The 21,695-nt window shown below is 60.3% G+C and carries 29 protein-coding genes; 9 read left to right on the plus strand and 20 right to left on the minus strand.

Translation table 11 applies throughout. The features are described 5' to 3' along the window. Nucleotides 1-133 precede the first annotated feature (133 nt). From ACLI1P_RS09290 to ACLI1P_RS09305, 4 genes are all read right to left on the minus strand, one after another. The gene (locus ACLI1P_RS09290; RefSeq protein ID WP_411708665.1) at nucleotides 134-457 is read right to left on the minus strand and encodes a hypothetical protein; all 324 of its coding nucleotides are present in this window, start codon (nucleotides 455-457) and stop codon (nucleotides 134-136) included. After that, nucleotides 448-615, minus strand: coding sequence for a hypothetical protein (locus ACLI1P_RS09295; protein WP_408931100.1), 168 nt, complete (start codon nucleotides 613-615; stop codon nucleotides 448-450). The genes ACLI1P_RS09290 and ACLI1P_RS09295 overlap by 10 nt, the downstream gene beginning before the upstream one ends. Beyond that, complete coding sequence (locus tag ACLI1P_RS09300; protein ID WP_408931099.1) at nucleotides 605-793, minus strand: hypothetical protein; 189 nt, start codon at nucleotides 791-793, stop codon at nucleotides 605-607. The genes ACLI1P_RS09295 and ACLI1P_RS09300 overlap by 11 nt, the downstream gene beginning before the upstream one ends. 79 nt (nucleotides 794-872) lie before the next feature. After that, nucleotides 873-1,166 (minus strand): helix-turn-helix domain-containing protein, encoded by a 294-nt coding sequence (locus tag ACLI1P_RS09305; protein WP_411708666.1) that lies wholly within the window; start codon nucleotides 1,164-1,166, stop codon nucleotides 873-875. 26 nt (nucleotides 1,167-1,192) lie between these two features. Here ACLI1P_RS09305 and ACLI1P_RS09310 point away from each other — a divergent pair, with 26 nt between their 5' ends. Further along, nucleotides 1,193-2,035 (plus strand): hypothetical protein, encoded by an 843-nt coding sequence (locus tag ACLI1P_RS09310; RefSeq protein WP_411708667.1) that lies wholly within the window; start codon nucleotides 1,193-1,195, stop codon nucleotides 2,033-2,035. Here ACLI1P_RS09310 and ACLI1P_RS09315 read toward each other — a convergent pair. From ACLI1P_RS09315 to ACLI1P_RS09330, 4 genes are all read right to left on the minus strand, one after another. Then, entirely contained in the window at nucleotides 1,999-2,184 is a 186-nt protein-coding gene (locus tag ACLI1P_RS09315; protein ID WP_411708668.1) for a hypothetical protein, read from the minus strand. The genes ACLI1P_RS09310 and ACLI1P_RS09315 overlap by 37 nt on opposite strands. A 179-nt stretch (nucleotides 2,185-2,363) precedes the next feature. Then, nucleotides 2,364-2,906, minus strand: coding sequence for a hypothetical protein (locus ACLI1P_RS09320; RefSeq protein ID WP_411708669.1), 543 nt, complete (start codon nucleotides 2,904-2,906; stop codon nucleotides 2,364-2,366). Beyond that, nucleotides 2,885-3,835, minus strand: a complete 951-nt coding sequence (locus tag ACLI1P_RS09325; RefSeq protein ID WP_411708670.1) for a ParB N-terminal domain-containing protein — start codon at nucleotides 3,833-3,835, stop codon at nucleotides 2,885-2,887. Before ACLI1P_RS09325 ends, ACLI1P_RS09320 begins: the two co-directional genes overlap by 22 nt. 372 nt (nucleotides 3,836-4,207) lie before the next feature. Beyond that, on the minus strand, nucleotides 4,208-4,396 hold the full coding sequence (locus tag ACLI1P_RS09330; protein ID WP_408930796.1) for a helix-turn-helix domain-containing protein: 189 nt from the start codon (nucleotides 4,394-4,396) through the stop codon (nucleotides 4,208-4,210). 246 nt (nucleotides 4,397-4,642) lie between these two features. Between ACLI1P_RS09330 and ACLI1P_RS09335 the strand changes: the two genes are divergently transcribed. Next, on the plus strand, nucleotides 4,643-4,891 hold the full coding sequence (locus ACLI1P_RS09335; RefSeq protein WP_408931098.1) for a hypothetical protein: 249 nt from the start codon (nucleotides 4,643-4,645) through the stop codon (nucleotides 4,889-4,891). Here ACLI1P_RS09335 and ACLI1P_RS09340 read toward each other — a convergent pair. The 3 genes from ACLI1P_RS09340 to ACLI1P_RS09350 are packed head-to-tail and all read right to left on the minus strand — an operon-like array spanning nucleotide 4,888 to nucleotide 6,238. Beyond that, nucleotides 4,888-5,034: a hypothetical protein gene (locus tag ACLI1P_RS09340; RefSeq protein WP_408930798.1), complete on the minus strand. Its 147-nt coding sequence runs from the start codon at nucleotides 5,032-5,034 to the stop codon at nucleotides 4,888-4,890. The two genes, ACLI1P_RS09335 and ACLI1P_RS09340, sit on opposite strands and share 4 nt — an antisense overlap. Continuing rightward, entirely contained in the window at nucleotides 5,031-5,435 is a 405-nt protein-coding gene (locus ACLI1P_RS09345) for a hypothetical protein (RefSeq protein ID WP_408930799.1), read from the minus strand. Before ACLI1P_RS09345 ends, ACLI1P_RS09340 begins: the two co-directional genes overlap by 4 nt. Continuing rightward, nucleotides 5,435-6,238 carry an antA/AntB antirepressor family protein gene (locus tag ACLI1P_RS09350; protein ID WP_408931097.1) on the minus strand — a complete coding sequence of 268 codons (804 nt, stop codon included), beginning with the start codon at nucleotides 6,236-6,238 and terminating at the stop codon, nucleotides 5,435-5,437. The genes ACLI1P_RS09345 and ACLI1P_RS09350 overlap by 1 nt, the downstream gene beginning before the upstream one ends. A gap of 428 nt (nucleotides 6,239-6,666) precedes the next feature. Between ACLI1P_RS09350 and ACLI1P_RS09355 the strand changes: the two genes are divergently transcribed. The 5 genes from ACLI1P_RS09355 (at nucleotide 6,667) to ACLI1P_RS09375 (ending at nucleotide 12,042) form a co-directional block, all read left to right on the plus strand. Continuing rightward, nucleotides 6,667-7,107 (plus strand): hypothetical protein, encoded by a 441-nt coding sequence (locus tag ACLI1P_RS09355; protein ID WP_408930801.1) that lies wholly within the window; start codon nucleotides 6,667-6,669, stop codon nucleotides 7,105-7,107. A 31-nt stretch (nucleotides 7,108-7,138) separates the two neighbouring features. Next, nucleotides 7,139-7,489, plus strand: a complete 351-nt coding sequence (locus ACLI1P_RS09360; protein ID WP_408930993.1) for an ImmA/IrrE family metallo-endopeptidase — start codon at nucleotides 7,139-7,141, stop codon at nucleotides 7,487-7,489. A gap of 1,006 nt (nucleotides 7,490-8,495) precedes the next feature. Then, nucleotides 8,496-9,659 (plus strand): tyrosine-type recombinase/integrase, encoded by a 1,164-nt coding sequence (locus ACLI1P_RS09365; protein WP_411708671.1) that lies wholly within the window; start codon nucleotides 8,496-8,498, stop codon nucleotides 9,657-9,659. Nucleotides 9,660-9,908: 249 nt separating this feature from the next. Continuing rightward, entirely contained in the window at nucleotides 9,909-10,880 is a 972-nt protein-coding gene (locus tag ACLI1P_RS09370; RefSeq protein ID WP_411708672.1) for a hypothetical protein, read from the plus strand. A gap of 208 nt (nucleotides 10,881-11,088) precedes the next feature. Beyond that, nucleotides 11,089-12,042: a TDT family transporter gene (locus ACLI1P_RS09375; RefSeq protein WP_411708673.1), complete on the plus strand. Its 954-nt coding sequence runs from the start codon at nucleotides 11,089-11,091 to the stop codon at nucleotides 12,040-12,042. Between the two features lie 40 nt (nucleotides 12,043-12,082). Here ACLI1P_RS09375 and ACLI1P_RS09380 read toward each other — a convergent pair whose 3' ends face one another. Then, nucleotides 12,083-12,670, minus strand: coding sequence for an META domain-containing protein (locus ACLI1P_RS09380; protein WP_411708674.1), 588 nt, complete (start codon nucleotides 12,668-12,670; stop codon nucleotides 12,083-12,085). A 98-nt stretch (nucleotides 12,671-12,768) separates the two neighbouring features. Here ACLI1P_RS09380 and ACLI1P_RS09385 point away from each other — a divergent pair, with 98 nt between their 5' ends. Next, nucleotides 12,769-13,140 carry a hypothetical protein gene (locus ACLI1P_RS09385; RefSeq protein WP_411708675.1) on the plus strand — a complete coding sequence of 124 codons (372 nt, stop codon included), beginning with the start codon at nucleotides 12,769-12,771 and terminating at the stop codon, nucleotides 13,138-13,140. Here the strand turns inward: ACLI1P_RS09385 and ACLI1P_RS09390 are convergent. From ACLI1P_RS09390 to thrC, 4 genes are read right to left on the minus strand one after another with little or no spacing between them, the layout of a single operon-like run. Beyond that, a complete protein-coding gene (locus ACLI1P_RS09390) occupies nucleotides 13,119-13,652 on the minus strand; it encodes an NUDIX hydrolase (RefSeq protein ID WP_411708676.1) in 534 nt (177 codons plus the stop codon). The genes ACLI1P_RS09385 and ACLI1P_RS09390 overlap by 22 nt on opposite strands. A gap of 18 nt (nucleotides 13,653-13,670) precedes the next feature. Beyond that, a complete protein-coding gene (locus ACLI1P_RS09395; RefSeq protein ID WP_411708677.1) occupies nucleotides 13,671-14,516 on the minus strand; it encodes a S1 family peptidase in 846 nt (281 codons plus the stop codon). Beyond that, nucleotides 14,509-14,658, minus strand: coding sequence for a hypothetical protein (locus ACLI1P_RS09400; protein ID WP_411708678.1), 150 nt, complete (start codon nucleotides 14,656-14,658; stop codon nucleotides 14,509-14,511). Before ACLI1P_RS09400 ends, ACLI1P_RS09395 begins: the two co-directional genes overlap by 8 nt. A gap of 3 nt (nucleotides 14,659-14,661) precedes the next feature. Next, nucleotides 14,662-16,107, minus strand: a complete 1,446-nt coding sequence (gene thrC / locus ACLI1P_RS09405) for a threonine synthase (RefSeq protein WP_411708679.1) — start codon at nucleotides 16,105-16,107, stop codon at nucleotides 14,662-14,664. Between the two features lie 38 nt (nucleotides 16,108-16,145). On the opposite strand from thrC, the gene ACLI1P_RS09410 reads away from it, so the two are divergent. Beyond that, complete coding sequence (locus ACLI1P_RS09410) at nucleotides 16,146-17,462, plus strand: MFS transporter (RefSeq protein ID WP_411708680.1); 1,317 nt, start codon at nucleotides 16,146-16,148, stop codon at nucleotides 17,460-17,462. On the opposite strand, the gene ACLI1P_RS09415 is transcribed toward ACLI1P_RS09410, so the two are convergent. The 4 genes from ACLI1P_RS09415 to ACLI1P_RS09430 all read right to left on the minus strand — a co-directional run bounded on the left by ACLI1P_RS09415 (nucleotide 17,459) and on the right by ACLI1P_RS09430 (nucleotide 21,694). Beyond that, complete coding sequence (locus ACLI1P_RS09415; RefSeq protein WP_411708681.1) at nucleotides 17,459-17,611, minus strand: hypothetical protein; 153 nt, start codon at nucleotides 17,609-17,611, stop codon at nucleotides 17,459-17,461. The genes ACLI1P_RS09410 and ACLI1P_RS09415 overlap by 4 nt on opposite strands. A 123-nt stretch (nucleotides 17,612-17,734) precedes the next feature. Continuing rightward, on the minus strand, nucleotides 17,735-18,166 hold the full coding sequence (locus ACLI1P_RS09420) for a hypothetical protein (RefSeq protein ID WP_411708682.1): 432 nt from the start codon (nucleotides 18,164-18,166) through the stop codon (nucleotides 17,735-17,737). Between the two features lie 37 nt (nucleotides 18,167-18,203). Then, nucleotides 18,204-18,503, minus strand: coding sequence for a hypothetical protein (locus ACLI1P_RS09425; RefSeq protein ID WP_411708683.1), 300 nt, complete (start codon nucleotides 18,501-18,503; stop codon nucleotides 18,204-18,206). Nucleotides 18,504-18,634: 131 nt separating this feature from the next. Next, nucleotides 18,635-21,694, minus strand: coding sequence for a bifunctional [glutamine synthetase] adenylyltransferase/[glutamine synthetase]-adenylyl-L-tyrosine phosphorylase (locus ACLI1P_RS09430; RefSeq protein ID WP_411708684.1), 3,060 nt, complete (start codon nucleotides 21,692-21,694; stop codon nucleotides 18,635-18,637). Between the last annotated feature and the right edge of the window lies 1 nt (nucleotide 21,695).

The raw sequence follows: 21,695 nt of genomic DNA on the forward strand, positions 1-21,695 counted from the left end.
CCAGCTCCTAGGCCCAGGTCGTCGGTGCCGAGTTGGTTGCATTCAGCGTGGAGGCACCCGTGTGTCTTTTTGAACTCGCTGCGGGCCTGTAAGGCTTCAACCCGCGTGCTGAACGCGGTCGGGTCAGGGATGCTTACCCACCAACTGCCGTCGTTGAATCGTGGCGGTGTGAGTTCCATGTCGTGAGGTACTTTTCTATGGTCTTCGGGGTGACGTTGTAGACCGTGGCGAGGCGCTGTATGGCGAGTTTGCGGCCAAGGATTGTCTTAAGGTGCTGATACTCTTCAGCAACAATCTGGATCTTCGTGGGCTTTTGACTCTTGGCGCGGTGCTGCCCCATGTCGTGGACGAAGTGGATTGCTTCTTCCCAGTTGGCGGCGGGCACCATCAAGCGCCCATCCACCACCTGCCAAATGCCACTGTCTGGTTCTTTGCGGATGCGGGTTTTCACATCCACACCGGCGGAATGCTGATGAGTGCGTGGAAGGCGAAGCCGGCGATTCCGCCCATGAGGCCGGTGGCCCAGCACAGTCGGGTGCGCTTCGCGGCAATGTCCTGCCAGTAGGCGATACGGCGAGCATCTGGTGTGGTGCGGGGCGGACGCTTAGTATCCATGTTTTTCTGCTTCTTTCTGTGCGATGAGGGCGAGGTGGTGGGCTTGTGCTGCGGCGTCTTTGACGCGCCGGCGGGTTGTGGTGGGGAGGCGGGCGAGTTGGTAGAGGGCGCGGTAGCGGCCCTCAATCTCGTAGAATTCTTTCGCTGCCTGGTCGAGCGGGATTTCAAACTTCGACACGATTAGCCCCTCCGCATCATGTAGAAGCGCGGAGTATAGGCGCGGTGCCGACGGTGGAAAAAGTGTTTGAGTAGTCGTTTCATGCTGCGTCTCCTAAAAGTTGGTCAACGATGGTTCGGGGGAACACGATTCGGTTCCCGACCTGTATTGGGTGGAGTTCCTGAAGTTTCCCGGCGCGTGTGTGGCGCAGCAGTGTGCTCAAAGCGACGCCGAGCATTCCTGCTACTTCTTGCGCTGTGTAAGTCCTGGTAGACTGCATTGTGTTGTCCTTTCCTGGCAGCAGGCCCCCGCGACTGCTGCAAACTACGCGGGGGCCTTTGTGTATGAGAGGAATGTGCGTGGTTTGTGGTGTGCGCACCCCACCAAGAAACATTTGCGTGTGCTGGTTAAATAGAACTCATGGCAAACCCAGCAGAACTACTTCACAAACAACTTTTAGGGTGGGCTGATGGCCACACCGAGACAGCTAAGGAAGCTAGAAAATTTGACAAGCAGAACGGTGAAAATAACTCCCAATTCAAAAGTCGAACTGCTCAGATTTGGTCAGACCATCGGTTGGCAGTAACCCGACTAAACCAAGTCGTTGAATCAATTGAAGTCGCCAAACGTGAGGGCGTTCCTGTCACGGTTTACGAACAGTTCATACCTCAGTGGACTGCAGCGATTTTTGCCTATCCTCACGGGTGGAGAGAAAGAAGCGAACCGGGAATTCTGAAGGTCCCATTAGACCAATTGGAAGGTGTGGCAGCTCTACTCGACTTTGTAATTCCAAAGTTTGAAGAAGGCTCTTCGGAGAAGTTCTCTAATTTCCTGGAAGTCCTTCTGTACCGGGTCTCGACCCTTGACGAAACGCATCGGTTTTTGCGTGAGCACTCGATTCGAGTCATTCGGCATCTTCGGGGTTGCCTCGAAGATCTCGACCTTTACGGTGAGTTCAGAATTATCGATGCCCTCCATGAATTGAAATACATTTTGGAAGCACTCGAAGAAGCAGCGGATACCCAAGAAGACAAAAGGTTCTATCAAAGGGCGCGGGAAGGCGCTTGGGGGTTCTTCAAGAAATCTACTGGTTCAGTAGTGCTTGCTGGCACTATCTTGGCTTCATCTTCACTTGAACAAGCAGGGGAAGATCTCTATGAATTGGTGAAAGAAGAATTGCCGGCCATTTCTTCAAGCAATGAAGAGGCCACAAACGCCAAAGATAGTTACGATGAAACATCGGGGTCGGATTCTGAGGGGTAAGCATTTCTCTCTATTTCCTGAAGTGCTTTGTCTATGGCTTTGCCGCTGGGCGTGCCGGAGAGAATATCGGCCTTAATGGCCGAAAGTACCCAGTTGACGCAGGCTGCTTCCATGAGGCTGAGGTCTTCGGGAACGTACTTGTTTGCCATGATTTCTCCTTTCGTGTGAAGAGTATGAGGGTGGGTGCAGGCGTGGGCTAGTGGCGGGGCCACCCGTCGCCTTCACTTACGGAGCCAGTAACACTCCACACCCACCCCAGTGCGCTCCCCGGCCTCGCACCGGGGCGGCTACTAGCAGCGCTACTCGCAAATAAGCCGTGCAAGCTCGGCTAAGCTACATCCTCGTTCTTCGTCTGCATTAGATACGGAACGTTGAGCTGGTCAAGCGCATCAATCATCACGAGGCACCCCTTCACAGCGTTATCGCTTGCGGCAGTAGCGCGGTCGAGGCGGCGCTTCTCCGTAGCAATCCACGCACGGAAATCATCCGCAGTTGCATAGCCCAACTTCACACGAAGACGGGTCTTCGTCTCCTTGCCGTCATCGTCTACGTCGATACGCTCAAACGAGATAGGAAGGTGCGCATCGTCGAACCAATCCAGTGGGAACTGGCCGGTCTTGCCCGCATCACGCAGTAGCGAGTTAGTGGACTTGGTGGCATCACTCTCCAAGGTTCGGGCGCGGCTCAGAACGAGGTCTTTTACTAGGAGTTCACGTTCTTCAGCGCTTAGTTCTCCGAACACTGAGTTCACAGCCCTGGTCAACCACTTCATCTGTTCGGGGTTGCCCGGTTCGTAGCGCTCATGCCGAAACGCGGTCATGCGCTTGTTGAGTAGTTGGTCAAGGGAATCTAGGGACGGGTCTTTGGCCATGTCATTGCCTCCATGATGTTGATGAATCGTTGTTTGTCTGATGGTTCGAGCATGTTGAGCACGCCCTGTTTGTCGTGGTGCTGGCCGGTGGCGATGGTGTACGCGGTATCAAAGCCAGAGATAAAGGACTTCACGAACGCGGCAGACCGCTTAAGAACTTCAATCCGTTCGCGTTCTGCTGCTTCTTCCTTGCGGCGGCGGGCTTCTTCGGCTTGTCGTATTTCTTCGCGTTCTTCTTGGATTGCGGAGAAAGCGGCGCGCATGTTGGCGAACGCACCCTCCGGTTTCGAGTCCAGCCACTCACGGGCGGCAGCATCATTCTCAAAGAACTCACGGGCACGCTGCTCACGTTGTTCAGCCTGGCGCTCAGCCTCAACCTTGCGGGCCTCCGCCTGCTCGCGTTCTTCCTTTTGACTACGGGCTTGCTCATACTTCGCATTTAGTGAAGGAACACCGTCACGCACCTCAATGAGATGCGCCGGGCCAAGCTCGTCAAGGACGAGACCGGCCTGGGCGATCGCTTCTGTCCAGCTCCCCTTAGCTCGGGATTCCGAGCTAACTCCGCTCAGCGCACCCCGTTTCCATTGACCGTTGATGCGCCGTTCATGCCCAAGGATGAGCGCGGTGGAAGCAGCAGCTATCTGTACGGTCATGGATTCGCGGCGACCGGTGGTGTTGGCTCCGATGACGAACTCCTTGTAGTCATCATCGTCACCGTCGCGGGTCTCAAAGATTGGCTCAACGCCTGCCTTCTTGCACGCTGCGAGGCGGTTGCGCCCATCGAGGACTTCGCCCTTTGGGGTGAGCACAATCGGGTGAATAAGACCAACAGCGGCAATGGACGCCGCCAGTCCTTCTAGCTCTTCTTCACTCGCCATGGGGAATGCATCTGCGTATTCGTGGTTCCCCACCACTTGTATGTCTGTCATCTAAGCTCCATTCATGCGGCGTTGTGTGGCCGCTGTGGCATGTCAGGGACTTGCGCCCTGTGAGTGGCTGCTTCATGCCAAGTGTTTTTCGTGCCCCTGTTACGTGGTGTTGCCACACCCTTGGCCCGCTACGGCGGTCGGGTGGTTTCTGCCTGTCGGCGGTGCAGGTCAATCGCAATCTAAGACACATGCTCGCTGCACCAAGTAGTCCCACATGGACACGGCCCGGCTACTGTTCTCTGCCGGGATAGGCTCTCTATTCAGTTCTGACTCAACGTGGCCCGGCTGGTTCCTGCCCTATCCCCAGAGACAGGAAGGTCAGCGGCCTGGTGCCCGCGGGGAGGCTTGCACTCCCCCGCCTGCTAAGTCGGGCTATTGGATTAGGTAGGTGTGTTTTTCAAGGTGGTCTTCGATTTGGTCACGCCGGTAAAGGACGTGGCGGCGGCTGGGACGGATGCGGTCCCAGTTGTTGTTGCGGGCCCAGCGGCGCAGCGTGTCCGGGCTGCACCGCAGCAGCTCGCACGCCTCCTCCGTGCTGAGGTACTTAGAAGTGCTTGTCATAAGAGGTCCTCTTTTATGCGTGGTGGGTGCCGCAGTAGGAGCGGCCCCGGTCCAGCGGTGGGGTCTTAGTGATGCGCAGGTAAATGTTGAGGAAGTGCTCGCGGCCTTCTTGTGGTCGGTGCATGGGTGTAGACTCCTTTTTGAGAGATTGATTTTTCTTCTTGGCTCGGTGTTCCAGCACCGGGCCTTTTCGTATGTGCTTCACTTAATTCAGGGCGGTCTGCCCTAGAAAGTGAGGTGATGATGATGGATAAGGAACTAGAACGAGCCCAATTGCAGCTGGTGAAATCGATGTTCGACCAGGCAGCTATCTCTGTCAGTAGGGCCCGTTTCAACCTGGATCAGGCCGAGGCATCCAAGAAGGCAGCTGCCGAGAAGTACGACAAGGCTGAGGAGCTCTACCAGCAAGCCAAGACGTCACACAGCTCTGCCGAAGATGCCCTCAACGCCGCCGTTACTGCGTTTGAGCAGAGGTACGGAGAAAAGCCGTTCTAACCAGTCTCGTCGTCGTCAATTTTCTGCAGTTCTTCGTTTATTTTCTTTGCGTATTCGATAGCTGTTTTGGAGAAGGCGATTGACTTTTCAGCCAGTTCCTCCGGCGTTGCAGCGCCGGAGGTTTCCTTTTCGTTGCGAGTCATGCTGGTTCACCTCCCCTAAAAAGCTCGTCGGCGGATTGGATAACCCCGGCCTGCTTAAGCACCGCGATAGCTTCGGACACGCCCACCTGCTGTTTAGCCTCGACGCGTTCCTGCCCATCTGCCGGCCATTCCACCGGAGCGGACCGCTGCACAATCGCGATGTATCCCATCGAATTGAGCAGGTCCACCCGCGCCTTCGCAGATGACCGCGACTTATAGAACTTGTCGGTATTCGGCTCGAAATACTTGTTAGTTCCGAATCGCTCGATGTAGTCAGCGTCAGCAGTCCAGCCGACCGGGCAGGTCCACACCCCGCCTTCTCCGCGCTCATCGAAGGCTTCATATCGTTCAAACTCTGGATATTCGACGATGTGTGCGCGGTAAAGAGTGTTTTCTCGCATTACTTTCCTTCTTTCGGGTTGAGAATTTCGCCATATTCCTGCGATGCCTGGTAAATCCACTTCCAGGCAATGTCTTGTCCGGCTGGCGATAATTGCGGGGTGCAGTAGGAGTGACCGTTGTCGGCGACTCCTTTTTCGTTGCGCCCCCATCCGGCTTTGACTGCGCTGCGGGTCATCTGCCCAGCGTCGGTTCGGGCGCCGCCGATCAACATGGACTTGCGGGTAAGCAGTTGTCGGACAGAGCTTTGCTTAATGTCGAGCCCTTTTAAGTCGCCCCATTGCTGCACTTCGCGGTAGAAGTCTTGGCGGCGTTTCCATTCCTTCACGCCGCTGTGCGCATCAGCTTTCGCAACTTTCGGCGCTTGTCGCTCGATGGTGGCGGTAGCTTTCTGCGCAATAGCCATCTGCTCAGCGGCGTTACGTGCCTCGATTTCTGCACGTTCCGCGTTATCCGCAGCGGCACGTAGCGCTTCCGCATACGTCTGCGGGATAGCCAACGCGGAAGACTTCACGCGACGCTCGCACTCGATGAAATACTGGCGAGCCTGCTTACCCTTCTCCGTGCGCTGAATCATGCTGATTTCTTTAGCCATGTCCAGGCTTATGATGTGGTTTAAAGATGGACGGCCACCGGTACTTTTTCCGGTTTCTCGGATAAAGTCCTGACCTGCAGTAAAGCCGTATTCCTCCATGCGGGAAAACCACTGTGTGTATCGCTCCGACACTTCGAGGAATGCGTGGAGGTCTCGGCCCATTACGGCCTGAATGCCATCTTGGTCTTGAATGGGAATTAGTTCACTCATGGTGTAGTCTCCTAAGTAGGTTGTTTTGGCCCCGCCTTGTGCGGGGTTTTCTTATGCGGTTAGTGGTTCCAGGTCGTCGGCTACGAGGATTCGGTCTGGCCTAGCGCCGAGGGCTGCGAGTGCTTGGAGCACGTCTGGTTTGGGGGTTCGTGTGCTTAGTGCGCGCCCCCAGGTTGAGCGGGATACTTTGGTGCGCTGTGCTAGTTCCACGGTTGAGCCGATTCGGTTTAGTTTCTTGACGCGTTCCACTTCATCCAGACTGATTAAGAACTGAGCCATTTCCTTTCCTCCTTTCGCTTGGATGACTCAATAATGAACCACTTGCGCCATAATGTCAATGGTGTGATTCACTTCGGGGGTACCCATTTCTCATTTGTAAAGCTAGGCCCGGGTTGCGTGCGTCAATCCTGACGCACTACGATGTGGGTATGATTGATTACCGAGACTGGTACAAGTCCGTAACTGGACAACGCGTAACAGCAGAAGAAATCGGCAAGCTCATCGGAGCATCACGCCCGACCGTGACCCGCCGCCTCACCCAAGACGGACTCACCGCCGACGAAATAATCAAGGTCAGCCGAGGACTACGCGTAAACCCCATCGACGCGCTAGTAGACCTCGGACACATCACCGAAGCAGAAGCCATGAGCCACCTCGACAACAACGGCAAGCTCTTGGACACCGCCGAGGATGGGGAACTCGCTATTGAACTCGCACGTCGCCTCAACCCCGCGACACGTGCCGACGAAATCAACGAACTCGAACAGCGTCGCCGCCGCATGTCCGCCCCTGCTGATATACCTCTAGGTGCCGTCGCCTACAGCGGCCCGGATGAAGATGCAGAAAGGGATGATGCCTATGACGATTAGCGCGGTAGAGCTGCACCTCCTAGCGGAAAGCATGGGCGTGCAGCTACAGCGTCACACGGGCGGGTGCCCCGGCTGGTACGACCACCGCCGGCGGATAATCAGCACAAGGCGCGGCATGAGCATCCAGCAATACCGCAGCGTCCTAGCCCACGAACTCGGCCACGCACACTACGGGGACACCCCAACCGGCAACGGCCATTACGACCAACGTCAAGAACGTCGCGCCGACGAATACGCCGCCCGACTCCTCATCAACCCCCACGACTTCGAAGCCGCCGCAACATGGCACCACGGCCACCTCCCCGCCATCGCCGACGAACTAGAAGTCACCAAACACCTGCTACGCGTCTGGAAAGCCCACTACCAAACCAAAGCAGCCTGACCCCAAAAGGACAATTCCATCATGAACTCTAACCCTTTTTCTGAGTACGGCGCCCAGCCCACCCCTCCGCCCCATAAAGCGCCCACGTGGAAGAAAGTGCTTGCCTGGACCGCAGCAGCCCTCGGAGGGTTTGTCATCTTCGGAAACTTGTTTTCAGGCAGTTTCCGAGGAATCCTCGCGGGAATATGCGTCGGTCTAGTCTTCCTTTTTCCTGGGGCGTGGTACCTCATGCACGAACGACGTGAAGCCCACGGCGCCACTCCGTTAAAGCGCCACTGGTGGTGGATAATCGCAGCCTGCGTCGGACTCCTCATCCTTGGAACCGCCGTCTCGCCCGAAACAACAACTGAGCCAAAGGAATCAACAACCACCCCGGAATCCACCACGTCTTCAATGACGTCTACAAGCTCGGAGTCCGCACCTACCTCGACGACTAGAACGACTGAACCGACATCATCTGCACCTTCGCCTTCCATGGCGCAGGACCCAACGACCGAACAACCCGCACCAGCCCCCGCTCCACAAGAGCAACCGGAACCAGAGCAAAACACTCAAGTTCAGCAATTCGCTCCGGTTCCTGAACTTCAGGAAGAAGCGCCAGCACCTGCTCCGGAACAGCCAGCCCCGGCCTACTCTGGAGGCGGCACTTCCGGGTCGTGCGCCGACATCGGACACAAGGTATACCGCGGCGACGGTATCTACCTCCCCAAGCATGACAAGGACGGCGACGGCGTGGGCTGCGAATCCTACCCTGGCTAAACCCCGCGCTTACGTCTGATGGTGGACTAAACAGCCCATAAGGAACAGCCCCGTGGAGCTGTGCTCAACACGGGGCGTCCCGGCCCAACCGGGGGGGGTTGTGGGCCAACAGCAGTATAAATTAATACCGCCCTTGGCGCTTGTCATGTGGAAGTGCAGCACCAAGGGCGGGGAACACAAGACCCTAACGGGCTTGGAATTGTCGCCCGGGGCGTTTTTCAGCCCTGGCTAACAAGGAGTGATTCTAATGGCTATTCAGAAGCGTATCAATAAGGCGGGTAAAGAGGTTTTTATCGCTCGGTGGCGTGACCCGTCCGGTAAGGAACGCTCGAAGAGTTTTCCTCGCGCACGGCAGGCGAAAGCGCATTTGCAGGATATGGAGCGTGCCGTTAGGCGTGGTGAGTACATCGAGGATACTGGTGTGACTGTCAAGGAGCTGGTACAGGAGCGGATGCAGCAGGCGGTAAATAAGTCCACGAGGAATGGGCGTGGCATGCTGCTGGCCAACCTGGGAGATTTGGGAGACATGCCAGTGCTGTCAGTGAAGCCGTCACACGTACGGGAGTGGATGAGCGTGCTGGAGGAAGGCAGACCATGGGCTGATGATAGGCCGCTGGCCGCCTCAACTATCAATATGCTGGCCGCGATTCTTCACGGGGTGTTTTCACAGGCTGTGCTGGATGATGTGGTGGGTAGGCATCCGATGCGTGGGGTGAAGATTCCACGTAAGGAGGTTGGTGCTGAGCGTGCGGACATTCCCACGGTGGAGGATGTGCAGGCTCTGATTCGTGCGGCGCGGGGTACGGGTGTGGGGCGTGCCCCGAATTTGACGTTGGCGGCGATGGTGCAGGTGGCGGCTGAGACGGGTTTGCGTGCCGGGGAGCTGTGTGGCCTGCGGGTGCGGAATGTGAATTTTCTGCGCGGTGAGGTGCATGTGGTGGAGCAGATTAATCAGCGCACGGGGGAGTTTGCCCCGTTGAAGACGGAATCGTCGCGGCGTGTGGTGCCGATTGGGCCCGGGACGGTGGCGGTGATTGAGGAGCAGCTGCGTAGGGCGCCGCGTGGCCCGGAGGAGACGGTGTTCTGTACGAAGGTGGGGAGGCCGTTGTCGTCGTCGAGTGTGTCATCCCAGTTTCGTAAGCTGGCGCGTGCTGCTGGCGTGGATACGACGTTTCATGGGTTGCGGCATTTTTATGCGTCGTCGTTGATTGAGTCGGGGGCGTCGGTGGTGATGGTGCAGCGGGCGTTGGGGCATGCGTCGGCGTCGATGACCCTGGATGTGTATTCGCACCTGTTTCCTGGTGCTGGTGAGGGGCTGCGCGGGATTGTGCCTCAAGTGCGGGATTTGTGCGGGATTTCGGGTGGTAGTGAGGGCGCTGGGGGTGGTGTTCGTGCTGGTAATGGAGGTTAACGTGGGGTTGGGGGTGTACTACGACTGCTAAACCCAGCAGCTAGGCCCTGACCTGCAGGATTTTACTCCTGCGGGTCAGGGATTTTTCGTGCCGGTTGCGGTTTTATTCGGCACAGGCACGTTTTAACGGGTATATTCACTTCTGCTCTCTCCGCTCTTTCTTTGGCGCGTTTGTCTCCCCGCGTGCGAAAGGGCTCTCAACCTACTCTGTCGCCCTCGAATATCTGGGGCTGAAAGCTCTCTCCAACCATGAACAACAATCCCTTCGAACAATCCTCCTTTGAACAATCCCATCCCTTCGGTTCCCCCGATGGTCAGGTGCCCACCAACCCTTTCTCCGCGCAGGGCGCCGACGGGACTCAGGCAGCCTCTCCTGTCACCCCACCCAAGAAGTCGACGCCGAATTGGCCCGTTATCGCAGCCGTTCTTGTCGCCGTCCTGACCGTTGTAGTCTGCGGCGTGCTCTTTGCCAAGGACCGCAAGAACGACGCTGCGCAGGCCGAAAAAGACGTACTTGCGGAGATCGCAGTGGAAGAGTGCGAGCCCAATGCGCTGCGCGAAGTGTCGAAATACTTCGGGGTGAACTTAGAAAGCGATGACCTGGATTTTACGACGACCTCAATCAATTCGGTCGAGCGTTCTGGGGATCGCGGCGTTACTATCGACGCCTCCGGTAGCTATTCTGGCGTATTTGCCAGCTCGAATGAGGAAGTCACCTACCGCTGCACTCTCGCGTTTAGCCCTCAGGGCAGTGGAAAGGACCTGACAGTCACCAATGTGGAACAGACCTCCTTCATGATGGACCGCCCGGACTTTGAATCCCTGACCTATATCGACGAGGCCATCGAGGAGCAACAGGCAGAGGCCGAGGCGGAAGCTGAGCGCGAGCGTGAAGAGGAAGAGCGACGCCGCGAGCAGGAGGCTGAGCAGGAACGTCGCGAGCGCCAAGCGGAGCAGGAGCGTCAGGCCGAGCGGGAGCAGCGTCAGCAACAGCAGCGCCAGCAGCAGCAACAACAGCGCCAGCAGCAGCAACAACAGCAGCAGGCTCCAGCGCCTGCTGCTCCGCAATCGAACGGCATGGAGTGGGCCACCATCGGCCCCTACGGCGGCTTCATGGGCTGCTCCCAGGCGCAAGGCATGTGGCCGTCGAACTCCACGGAGTGCTACCAGGGCGGCGACGGCAACTACTACTTCAACGGCCTGCGCCAGGCGCGACGCTAACAGCGTTTAAGACGCTCACCACTCCTCGCCCGACTCGTACTCGAGGCCCCCACAATGTGGGGGCCTCGGTCACGTTTTCGCCCCACCACCGTGCCCGGCACACGGGATTGTGGGGCCCCTTACTGAGTGAGCCAATTCAGGGAAAATTCACCGCACTATCGGGCACAACGATGCGGCATGGTTTCCGCTGAGCGACTACGCTGTCTGCGTGACTACTCAATTCCGCCAATTGCCGCCGCCAGGCCCCGCATGGGGAGGCAGCCTCATGGGCACCTCCATCGTCTCCCGGCTGCTGGTCGAAGAAGGCCTCAATTACCCCGCCGCGTTCTTCGCCGCGCTGTCCTGTGTCGTGTTTGCGATCCTTACGGTAGGTTACGCGGTCTACCGCAAGCCCAGCTTTGAGCGGACCACCATGGCGGAATGGTCCATGTACTTCATCGGCATCCTGGCCCTGGGTGCAGCGCTCTCCGGGCTGACGGACAACGGCCTGTTCCGCCTCATCGGCTTCTGGATTGGCGGGCCCGTCACCGTTATCACGTGGGCCATCCAGCTCACGCGTTTCGACGGCAAGCCGCGGTTCACGTGGGGCTTGCCGCTGGTGGGGCCGATGATTTCCTCCTCGGTCGCCGGCTTCCTGGCCCGCGACTACGGTGAGTTCTACCACCTTCTGGGCACCTTGTTCTTCTTCATGTCCATCCTCACCGCGGTGCCGGTCTTCGCCCGCGTGTACTGGGCAGCGTGGCACGGCAAGGTGGATCTCAGCGGCGCTAATTCCGCCACCGCATGGGTTCCCTTGGGCGTAGTGGGCCAGTCCACCACCGCTATGCAGATCCTCTACCCCGGTAAGGTCTCCGTCCTCTACGGCGACGTGGCGCTCATCATCGCCATCCCCCTGGCAATCTATGCCATGACCCGCTTCTACCCCAACGTGGCGCGCTGGACGGCCTACACCCCGGCGTGGTGGGCCTGCACCTTCCCGCCGGGCACGGTGAGCATGGGCGGCCACCAGATGGCGCTCGTCAATGGCTCCGAGTGGCTCGACGCCATCGCCCTGAGCATCCCCGTGCTGCTGATTGTGCACTGGTCCCTGTGCTCTGGCCGCTTCATCAGCTGGGTCATCGAGGGCAAAAAGGGTTCAGCGACCAACCTGACCACAGGCTAGCCGCTAAAGCTGTTGAGATTTTTTGAGATTCTGAAAAGGATTACTTCTCCGCGGTTGCCGCACCTTTGACAAACTGAATGGCCTGGCCCTGGCTGCCCAGGGCGAAGGTGGAGTCATCCACGGGGAAGACGGCCGGCTTGCCCGCCAAGATCTGCTTGACTTGCTGGGCGTCCTGCATCACGGACGGCTCGCACGCCATCTTGGTCTCCACCATGTTGTCCACCACTACCGCGCCGTTCTGGTCCACCTGGTAGGTGCCGTTGCCATTGTTGCAGCCATCGCTGTAGGTCAGGGTGCCGTTCTTCTCAAAGGTCACGAACACGGAGTCGTTGTTCTTGGCGGTGAAGGTGCCGTCGAGTGCCTGCTGAGCCTGGTCAGCCGGGAGTGCTTCCTGCAGGCCCTTGATGTCCTCGTACTTCTCCATCACTGCATTGTCCTTGTTGTCCTTGCCCAGCACCATGGAGCTGAGCTTTTCAATCTGGCCCGCATCGAGCTTATCCAGGCCGCCCAGGGAGGACATCTCCTGCGCGCCGGCCGCGCCGGTGCCCAGGGCGCTGCAGGTGAGGGCGGCGAAGGCGGTAGCGACGGACAACTTCTTTGCGGTGTTCTTGACCATGTGTGTCATCATGGGACCACACTAAGCAGCGCCCCATGCCCGCCTCAACCGGATTCATGAGTCTTTACTGATATTGTGAGCTCTTCCCCAGCAACACACAGGCCCCTGTTATGCAGCCACTGACCTTTATTTCCCTCGACGCAGCAGTTCTCAGCGCGGTGCGCGACCTGCTGTCCGACCTTCCGCGCGAAGGCATCTACCTGCGCCGCGGCACGCTCGTGCTGGAGACCTCCTACCTGGGCCCGGGCGCGCGGGACTTCTACGGCACGGCGTGGAGCTATGCGCTTTCCGACGTATCTCTGCTCCACGCCCTGTCGTCTCGCGGGCGGCTGTTGATGACGCTGGGTGAGCGGGTCCTGGTAGGCGTCAACAAGCACCGGCCCTGGATTACCCAGGCAGACGTGGAGGATTCCATCGCCGGCGGCGAGGTGCACCTGGTTGAGGGGCCTGACGAGCTGGCCTACTGGTTGCGCTTGGTGTAGCCCATGCGCGGGCGGAAGCCCTGCGGGTGCTTCATCTGGGCCACGGCGTCAGCGATAATCATGCGGTGCCGGGCGCTTACCGACGTCGGCATCTGCCCCACCGAGAACCACCGCGCATCCAGGTTCTCTTCGTCGGAGATAATGGGGTCCGCCCCGTCCGCCACGGATACCCGCAGGGCAGTGTCCATAAACGTGCACTGGTCACCGTTCGGGTACACCACCGGGCCCACCTGCCCCACGCCCAGCAGTGCTTCGACGCGGCCATCTAACCCAATTTCTTCTTTGACCTCGCGCAGAGCGGTGGTGGTGATCTCCTCGCCCGGCTCGCAAATGCCGGAGATAGGCCCCCACGTTTCGTTGTCCGCGCGCTGGGCCAGCAGCACCGACGGCAGCTCCCACACCGCAGCACCAGTGGGGACAGCGCGCACGATGACCGCGGTCACCCCGGGCAGGAAGAGCTGGTCGTGCCCAGTTTTCTCGCGCAGGGACAGGATATAGTCAGGAGTCGGCATAAGCCCAATCCTACGTGCCTACAGGCCAGCGAGGATCTCCGGCAGGACAGCCTCGATGTCGGCGGCGACAGTAAAGGACATGTCCTGCGCCGGCTCCGCGGCGCAGTCGGCCTCGGAGCCTTTAGCCTCACACGTGGTACCGGACAGCACGCCTACGATGCGGCCTGCCTCCGGGGTGCCCGGCGCGCCGTAGACGGGGGCTCCCGAATCACCCTGCTGGGAGCACACCTGCGCCCGCGCGGCGACGGTATCGACGCTGCGGTCTTCAATGGTGAGCTTGCTGCGACCTTCTGCGTGCGTCAGCGGCCCGCACGTCTCCGCGGTGACGCGGCCCAGCTTGCACACCGAATCAGGCGGACTCCCTACCCCGGTGGCTATCTGGGTTCCCATCTCACGCGGGGTATAGAACTCCGCCGGGCGCGTGATCTCCACTAGGGCGAAGTCCAGTCCGTGCGTGTCTGGAGCGCTGAGATCGGAGTACACAACCGTGCCCACCGGTTCCGCGGGATAGGTGAATTCTCCCTCCGCGTTGCCCGCCCAGACGGTGTCCCCGGGCTCACCGCAATGGGCGGCGGTGACGGCGATAGTCCGGCCGCTGTCCAGCACGAAGCTCCACGCGGCCGTGCACAGGGAATAGTCGAAGTACTCCCCCGGGACCGGCTCCAGGGAGGAGATGTCCAGCGCGGCACCGGGCGGCACGGGCGAGTCCCCCGGGCCATATATCGGCGGCGGCGCGGGCGGGTGCGGCGAGGTCGTGCTTTCTGCTTGGGCCCGGTCCCCCTGCGGGTTGTCCTCCCCGGCCGTGCACGCTGCCGTGAGCGCAGGGGCCAACAGCACAACCCCGAGAAGGGATCTGCTAGTCATCCTTCTTCGCGGAATCGTCACCCTGGTGCTTTTCGGCGGCGTTCTCTTTGGCCATCTCCGCCTGAATCTTCATATCGCGAATGAACTTCTCCGGGTCGAACTCGGTGAAGTACTCCGGTCCCGAAAACTGCTCCTGCCCCATGGCTTAAACCTCCGTGTTGTTCATCGACGCCGACATGTAGTCCTTGACCGCCGCGGCATCATTGGGCAAGTCCTTGACGTGGCGCGGTGCGTCCATAATGCCAGCGAAGCGCTCGGGCACCTCCGGCTCGAAGCCCACTGCTTCGACGATGGTCTCCGCAAACTTCACCGGCAGTGCGGTCTCCAGGCACACAATCGGAGTATCCACCCCGTGCTTTTCCTTCGCCGCGCGGGCCGCCTTGATGCCATCGGCGGTGTGCGGATCCACCAGGGCGCCGTACTTCTCGTGGACGTCCTGGATGGTGGCCAGGCGGTCCGCGTGCGTGGAGCTGGCGGAGAGGAATCCATAGTCCTCCACCGCGCGGGCCAGTGTCTCCTGGTCCACGCTGAAACCACCCTCCTTGACCTTGGTGCCGAACAGGTCCGCGGTCCGCGCGGCGTCGCGTCCCAGCAGATCAAAGACGAAGCGCTCGAAGTTGGAGGCGCGGGAGATATCCATCGACGGCGAGGACGTCTTGTATGTCTGCGCCGAGGGGCGCGGGCGGTAGTTGCCGGTGCGGAAGAACTCATCCAGCACGTCGTTTTCATTGGTGGCCACGATGAGGCGGTCAATGGGCAGGCCCATCTGGCGGGCGATGTGGCCGGCGCAGATATCACCAAAGTTGCCGGTGGGCACGCTGAAGGAGACCTTCTCCGTATTGTCCGTGGTGACCTTGAGGTAGCAGTTGATGTAGTAGACCACCTGCGCCATCAGGCGGGCCCAGTTGATGGAGTTCACAGCACCAATGCGGTGTTCGGCCTTGAAGCTGGCATCGGACGACACGGCCTTGACCACGTCCTGGCAGTCATCAAAGACGCCGTCGAGAGCGATGTTGAAGATATTGGGATCCTCCAGGCCAAACATCTGGGCCTGCTGGAACGGGGTCATGCGCCCGGCCGGGGTGAGCATGAAGACGCGGATGCCCCGGCGCCCGCGCATGGCGTACTCGGCCGAAGAACCGGTATCCCCCGACGTCGCACCCAGAATATTGAGCGTGTCACCGCGGCGGGCCAGCTCGTATTCAAAGAGCTCTCCCAGCATCTGCATGGCCATGTCCTTGAAGGCCGCCGTCGGCCCCTCCGACAAGTGGCCCACGTAGAGCCCCTCACCCAGCTCGCTGACAGGGACGATCTCTTCGTTGGCGAACTTGGGGTAGGCGTAGGCGCGCTGCGCTATGCCTTCCAGGTCCTCTACCGAAATGTCATCCACGAAGAGCTTGAGTACCTCCGCGGCCAATGCCGGGTAGCCGCCCTCTGCCAGAGTGTCACGCCACGCGGTCAGGGTGGCGTCCTCGATGCGGGGGTAGTTCTCCGGCAGGTACAAACCACCATCGGGGGCGAGCCCTCCTAAAAGGATGTCCGTAAAGGCGGCCGGCGTGCGCTGGGTATCGCGGGTTGAAATGTACTTCACCCCCTGCATCATAGTTGTTGCCGCGTAAAGTATCAGCCATGTCTCAACCCCATCCTCGCGAAGTAATCACCACCAAAGCCCTCTCCGTGTGGGTGGCGGCCATGCTGGTCTACATCGTGGCGATGGCGGGGCGCACCTCCTTCGGCGTGGCCGGATTGGAAGCCATCGAGCGCTTCGAGGTGGATGCCTCCCGCATCGCGGTGTTCACGTCTGTGCAGCTAGGCGTCTATGCCATAGCGCAGATCCCTACCGGCGTGCTCATTGATAAGTTCGGCCCCCGCACGCTCCTCGTCATCGGCTCCATCATCATGGGCATAGGCCAAGTCATCCTCGGCTTTACCTCCAGCTACTGGGTGGCCATCGCCGCGCGCATATTAATCGGCGCGGGCGACGCCACGGCCTTCCTGTCCGTCATGCGCATCCTGCCCTACTGGTTCCCGCTGCACCGCACCCCGATGTTTACCCAAGTAACCTCGTCGCTGGGCCAGCTGGGCCAATTCATCTCCGCCATCCCCTTCTCGCTCCTTCTGGGGTGGGCCGGGTGGCCCACCGCCTTCGTGTCCCTGGGCGCGGTGGGAATTCTCATCGCGATTGCCGCAGCGGTAGCGGTGGCGGATTCGCCGGAGGCCCTCGGCATCGTGGAAGAAGAGTCAGATTCCGGGGAGTCCGGGGATTCCTCTGCGCCGTCACCAAGCTTGGGCGCACTGATGGGCCGGGTGCTGCGCTCCCCCGTGGCCTGGCAGGCCTTCTTCATTCACTGGGTGGGCTTGGGTGCTACGAATGTCTTCGTCATGCTCTGGGGCATGCCGATGATGACCGCAGGCCTGGACTTTTCCAAGCCCAAGGCCGGCTGGGTGCTGACCTGGTTCAGCATCTGCATGGTCCTCGTCGGCCCGCTGCACGGCCGAATTTCCTCCCGCGCCAGCGGCTACCGGCCGTGGCTGACACTCGGCTTCGTGGCCTTCAACATCACAGTGTGGTTCTGGTTCTTTGTCTTTGGCGGCAGCTACCTGTCACTTTTTATCCTCATTGGCCTGGTAGCCCTATGCACCCCGGTGGCCAACTACGGCTTCGACATCGTGCGTGAAAACCTGGAGCGCACCGTCGTGGCTACCGCCACTGGGCTGGCCAATATGGGCGGCTTCATCGCCGCCATGACCGGCGCGCAGCTCTTTGGCGTGGTGCTGGACCACGCGGGACAAGGACCGGACTACGCCATGCAGGATTTCCGCCATGCCGCCTGGGCGGTGCTTGGTGTGTGGGTTGTGGGCATTGTCGGCGTGCTCGTCACCCACGTGCTGCGCGGCAGGACTGGGCGGCCGGGCCGGCGCGTGACCGTTGTCGAGCAGGTCTAGTGCCACGCCATCGCGCTCATCGCGGTCTCCATCGGCACCCCGTTGACGATCTCAAACACTCCTAGCCCGCCGCCGATGGGCACCATAATGGCGACACTCACTGCGAACGCGGCCCGCAGATACTCCACGAGTTTTCGACGTTTCTCCACCTCAACGCACCAACCTTTATCGTTTCGTTATCGTATGCGTGTGAGAGTAAGACCCGTACCTGCCAAGCGCATAGCTGGTGTCTGGCGGATGTCTGCCAGTTGCGGATGAAGTAACTCTGCGGTCTATTCGGCGGGCGTTGATTCCCCAACAATGGGCCCCACGCGGGGCGACATGATTCCCGCATCGAAGGCAGCCAACGCGCCCTGCGCCTCCTCCTCTGTAAGTACGCCGCTCTTCACCGCAGATTCGAGCTCTTCTAGGAGATCCGCGCGCGATTGAAACTCATCCGAGGACATGGACAGAATTTCCCGCGGGACGGATTCAGAGGGGATTCCCAGGGACTCAGCCAAGGCCACAATGCGGTCCTGTTCCGCCGGATCACCGAAGTGGTCTACCGACTGATCCTGCGGCACCCCGCCGTTGATGGCCTCCTGGACGGTCAGCGCACCCGCGGACGGCTGGTGGCGGTGCGTGGCCCACCAGCCGGCAAGGGTCACCCCGGTCACCGCGACTGCCACCGCAATCCACACCGCGATTATGTTCTTGGACTTCACATCCACCACTCTAATGCGCTTTTAATAAACTGAGAATTTAATCGGCAGAGTCGAAGGTGCCGAAGGAATGTCCGCGCGGGGGTTCGCGGCGCTCCGACAGGGCATCAATGATGGTCCGAATCGTGCTCTCCGCCACGGGACGGTCCAGACCGGAGCGGGGGCGGGGCTTGGGTTCAGCAGGGCTCACACGGGGCTTGGCCACGTCTACTCGGAGCACCGTGCCCTCCACGCTCACCGTCGCTGCTGGGTCGCCGTTGGCCGCGCGGGCGGCAGCGAGGAAAGCCCCAAGGTCCGCGAGAGTGGCATCGTTCAAGTCGAGGGAAAGGTTCAGGCTCATTGTCGTCTCCTTATGGCAGTGCGAGCAGTCTGCCTTCGAGGGTAGTAACCGCCCAGTGGATTGAACAGGTCTTAGCTGCAGAATCAGGGCCTGTTCCAGGGATAAGTCAGGGAAGTCCCTGATGTCTTCTTCTAGTCATGCTCAAAGGACTCCGACTCGCCCCAGAACACTTCATCCACTACCTTCCGCGCGTGGCGAGTGACCTTGAGGTAGTGCTCGAGGAAGTCCTGGTTATTATCCGGATCCCACCCCGAGGCGCCCGCCACCTGCGCCAATTGCGGGCCCGGCGCGGGCAGCTGATCGACGCGTTTGCCGCGCACGAGCACTAGGGCGTTGCGCGCGTCGGTGGCCAAGAGCCACGCCTCCCGCAGGTCGCGCACCTGCTGCACGGGCAGCACCTCGTGTTCCTCCAAGACGTCGAGCACACGCAGCGTTGACGGGTCGTGCAGCTCCGGCACCTCGTGGGCATGCATCATCTGCAGCAGCTGGACGGTCCACTCGATGTCCGTCAAACCACCCCGGCCGAGCTTGGTGTGCGTATTCCGGTCGGCTCCACGGGGCAGGCGCTCGTTATCCACGCGGGCCTTCATGCGCCGGATATCTCGGATGGTCTTCTCGCTCGCCCCGTTGTCCGGGTAGCGGAATCCATCGATCATGTCCATGAACTTTTGGCCTACGTGTTCATCGCCGGCCACGAATGCGGCGCGGAGCAGTGCCTGCATCTCCCACGATTCACCCCAGCGCTCGTAGTAGCGCTTGTAGGATTCGATGGACCGCACCACGGCACCGGAGCGTCCCTCCGGGCGCAGCCCCAGGTCCACGTCCAGCGGCGGGTCTCCTGAGGGCTTTGCTAGCCGACGCCGCAGCTTGTCGACGATTCCGATAGCCCAAGACATTGCCTCAGATTCGTCGACGCCCTCGGCAGGCTCTGCCACCACCATGACGTCGGCGTCGGAACCGAACCCGAGCTCCATGCCTCCGAGTCGCCCCATGCCAATTACGGCGATGCGTGCGAGGGGCTCCGCACCGTCTGCGTCGTTGCGCCATGCCCGAATTTCAGCGCGCAGTGCTGCCTCGAGCACGGCGTTCCAAATGGTTGACAGCTCGTAGCAGACCTGTTGAACAGGAAGAAGTCCCAGCAGATCTGCCGACGCGATGCGCGCTAGCTCCACGCGACGCAGCGAGCGCGCCACTGCTACGGCCTTGTCCGGTTTTGCATGCCTCGAGGTGGATTTCACCAACGCCGAGGAGACCTGCTCCGGTTTTGTCTCCAAGAGCTTCGGTCCGGCGGCCCCGTCCGATAGCTGCTTGACCACGTCGGGAGCGCTGATGATGAGCTCCGAGGTAAAGGGCGAGGTTCCAAGAATCTTCATGAGTCTCTGCCCCACCACTCCTTCATCACGCAGCATGCGCAGGAACCAGCTGCGATTGTAGGAAGCCTCAGACAGTTTACGGTAGTTGAGTAGTCCCATGTCTGGGTCTGCCGTCGACGACAGCCATTCCATCAGTGTGGGCAGCAGGATTGCCTGGATGCGGGCTTTGCGAGAGCTACCGGAGGCAAGTGAGGTGAGGTGCTCAAACGCTCGATCTGGATGGCGGTAGCCCAGTGCTGCCAGCTGCAGAACCGCAGCTTCGCGGGAGAGCTTGAGCTCATCTGCAGACATCGAGGCCACGGAGTTCAACAGCGGGCGGTAGAACAGGCGCGAGTGCAGCTCCGAAATGCGCAAACGAATCTTACGCAGGTGTTCCTTTAACCGGTCCGCGGCTGACTGCTGTCCTTGAGAATGGAAGCCTGAGTTGATGGCCAGCCACTTCATGGCGTCCGCATCGTCTGCTGCTGGCATCGTGTGCGTGCGGCGAAAGCGCTCGAGCTGAAGACGATGCTCGAGCAGCCGCAGAAATTCGTACGCCTCAATAAGCTGCGTGCCGTCTTCTCGGCCGACATATCCGGCGCGGACCAGTGCGGCCAGGGCATCAACGGTAGCCAGCGGCCTCAGCGTCTCATCGGAGCGACCGTGGACCAATTGGAGAAGCTGCACCGCGAACTCGACGTCGCGCAGTCCGCCCTCACCCAGCTTGAGCTCTCTGTGGCGCATGTCTTTCGGCACATTGTCCAGCACACGGCGGCGCATGGCCTGCACGTCCTCCACGAAGGACTCGCGCTGCGAGGCAGTCCAGACCATCGGACCAATCGCGTCCAGATAGTCTTTCCCGAGTGGCAGGTAGCCGGTTTGCGGACGGGCCTTTAGCTGCGCTTGAAACTCCCACGTCTCGGCCCACCGCTTGTAGTAGGCCACGTGGGAGTCCAGTGTGCGCACGAGTGCGCCCGACTTTCCTTCCGGCCGAAGGTTTGCATCGACCTCGAAGAAGCAGGCCGAACCTATGCGGTTAAATTCGGAGGCGAGCCGCGTGACCTTGGGCGTAGCCTCAGAACCCACGAAAATCACGTCGACGTCCGAAATGTAGTTGAGTTCTCCCGCACCGCACTTGCCCATCGCCATGACGGAAAGTTGGGCATCAAGCGGTTCATCGCCGTACACCACGCGGACCGCGCCCGCGAGAGCAGCCGTCAGCGCAGCGTCCGCCAGCGCCGTGGTCAGGCTCGTGACTTCGCGAAATCCTACGCGCGACTGCGGGCGGGATTGGCCTTTACGCGAATGGAAGGTGCCAGCCAGGTCATGTGCAGCGATGCGCATCATCAGTGTGCGGTAGACGTTCTTGAGCTGCGCTTTGTGGTCCCCTTCTGCTGCCCGGTACGTGCCGGGCGTCGTGAGGTCTGCAGAGGCGGTATCTGGCCGCTCTGGGTCCTCTGCGAAGGTCGCCGGCTCAGCGCCCACGGTGCTCAGGAGCGTATAGAGCATCTCCGTCGGCGTGGGCAGTGCACGCTGGAGCTCGGTCCAGGTTTCCGGGTTCGCGGCGAGGTGGTCACCGAATGCAGACGAACCACCCAACAATGCGATGAGACGGACTCTAAAGGTTTCGTCCTCTCGCATCGCGAGCCCAATTTCCGGCGCCCCCTCCAGGACTCGGATGAGAGTGTTGAGGGCCATATCCGGATCACCTGTAGCCGCGAGTGTCCACAACAGGTCCAAAGACTCCGGGTTATCCCACCCCAGACGGGCTAGGTCCTCTGCTGCAGTGGGGCGTGTGAGGCCGAGTGTGGCCGGTGACGGTACCGATACCGGGCGCATG

The organism is Corynebacterium tardum (genome assembly GCF_046717785.1).
GTDB lineage: Bacteria > Actinomycetota > Actinomycetes > Mycobacteriales > Mycobacteriaceae > Corynebacterium.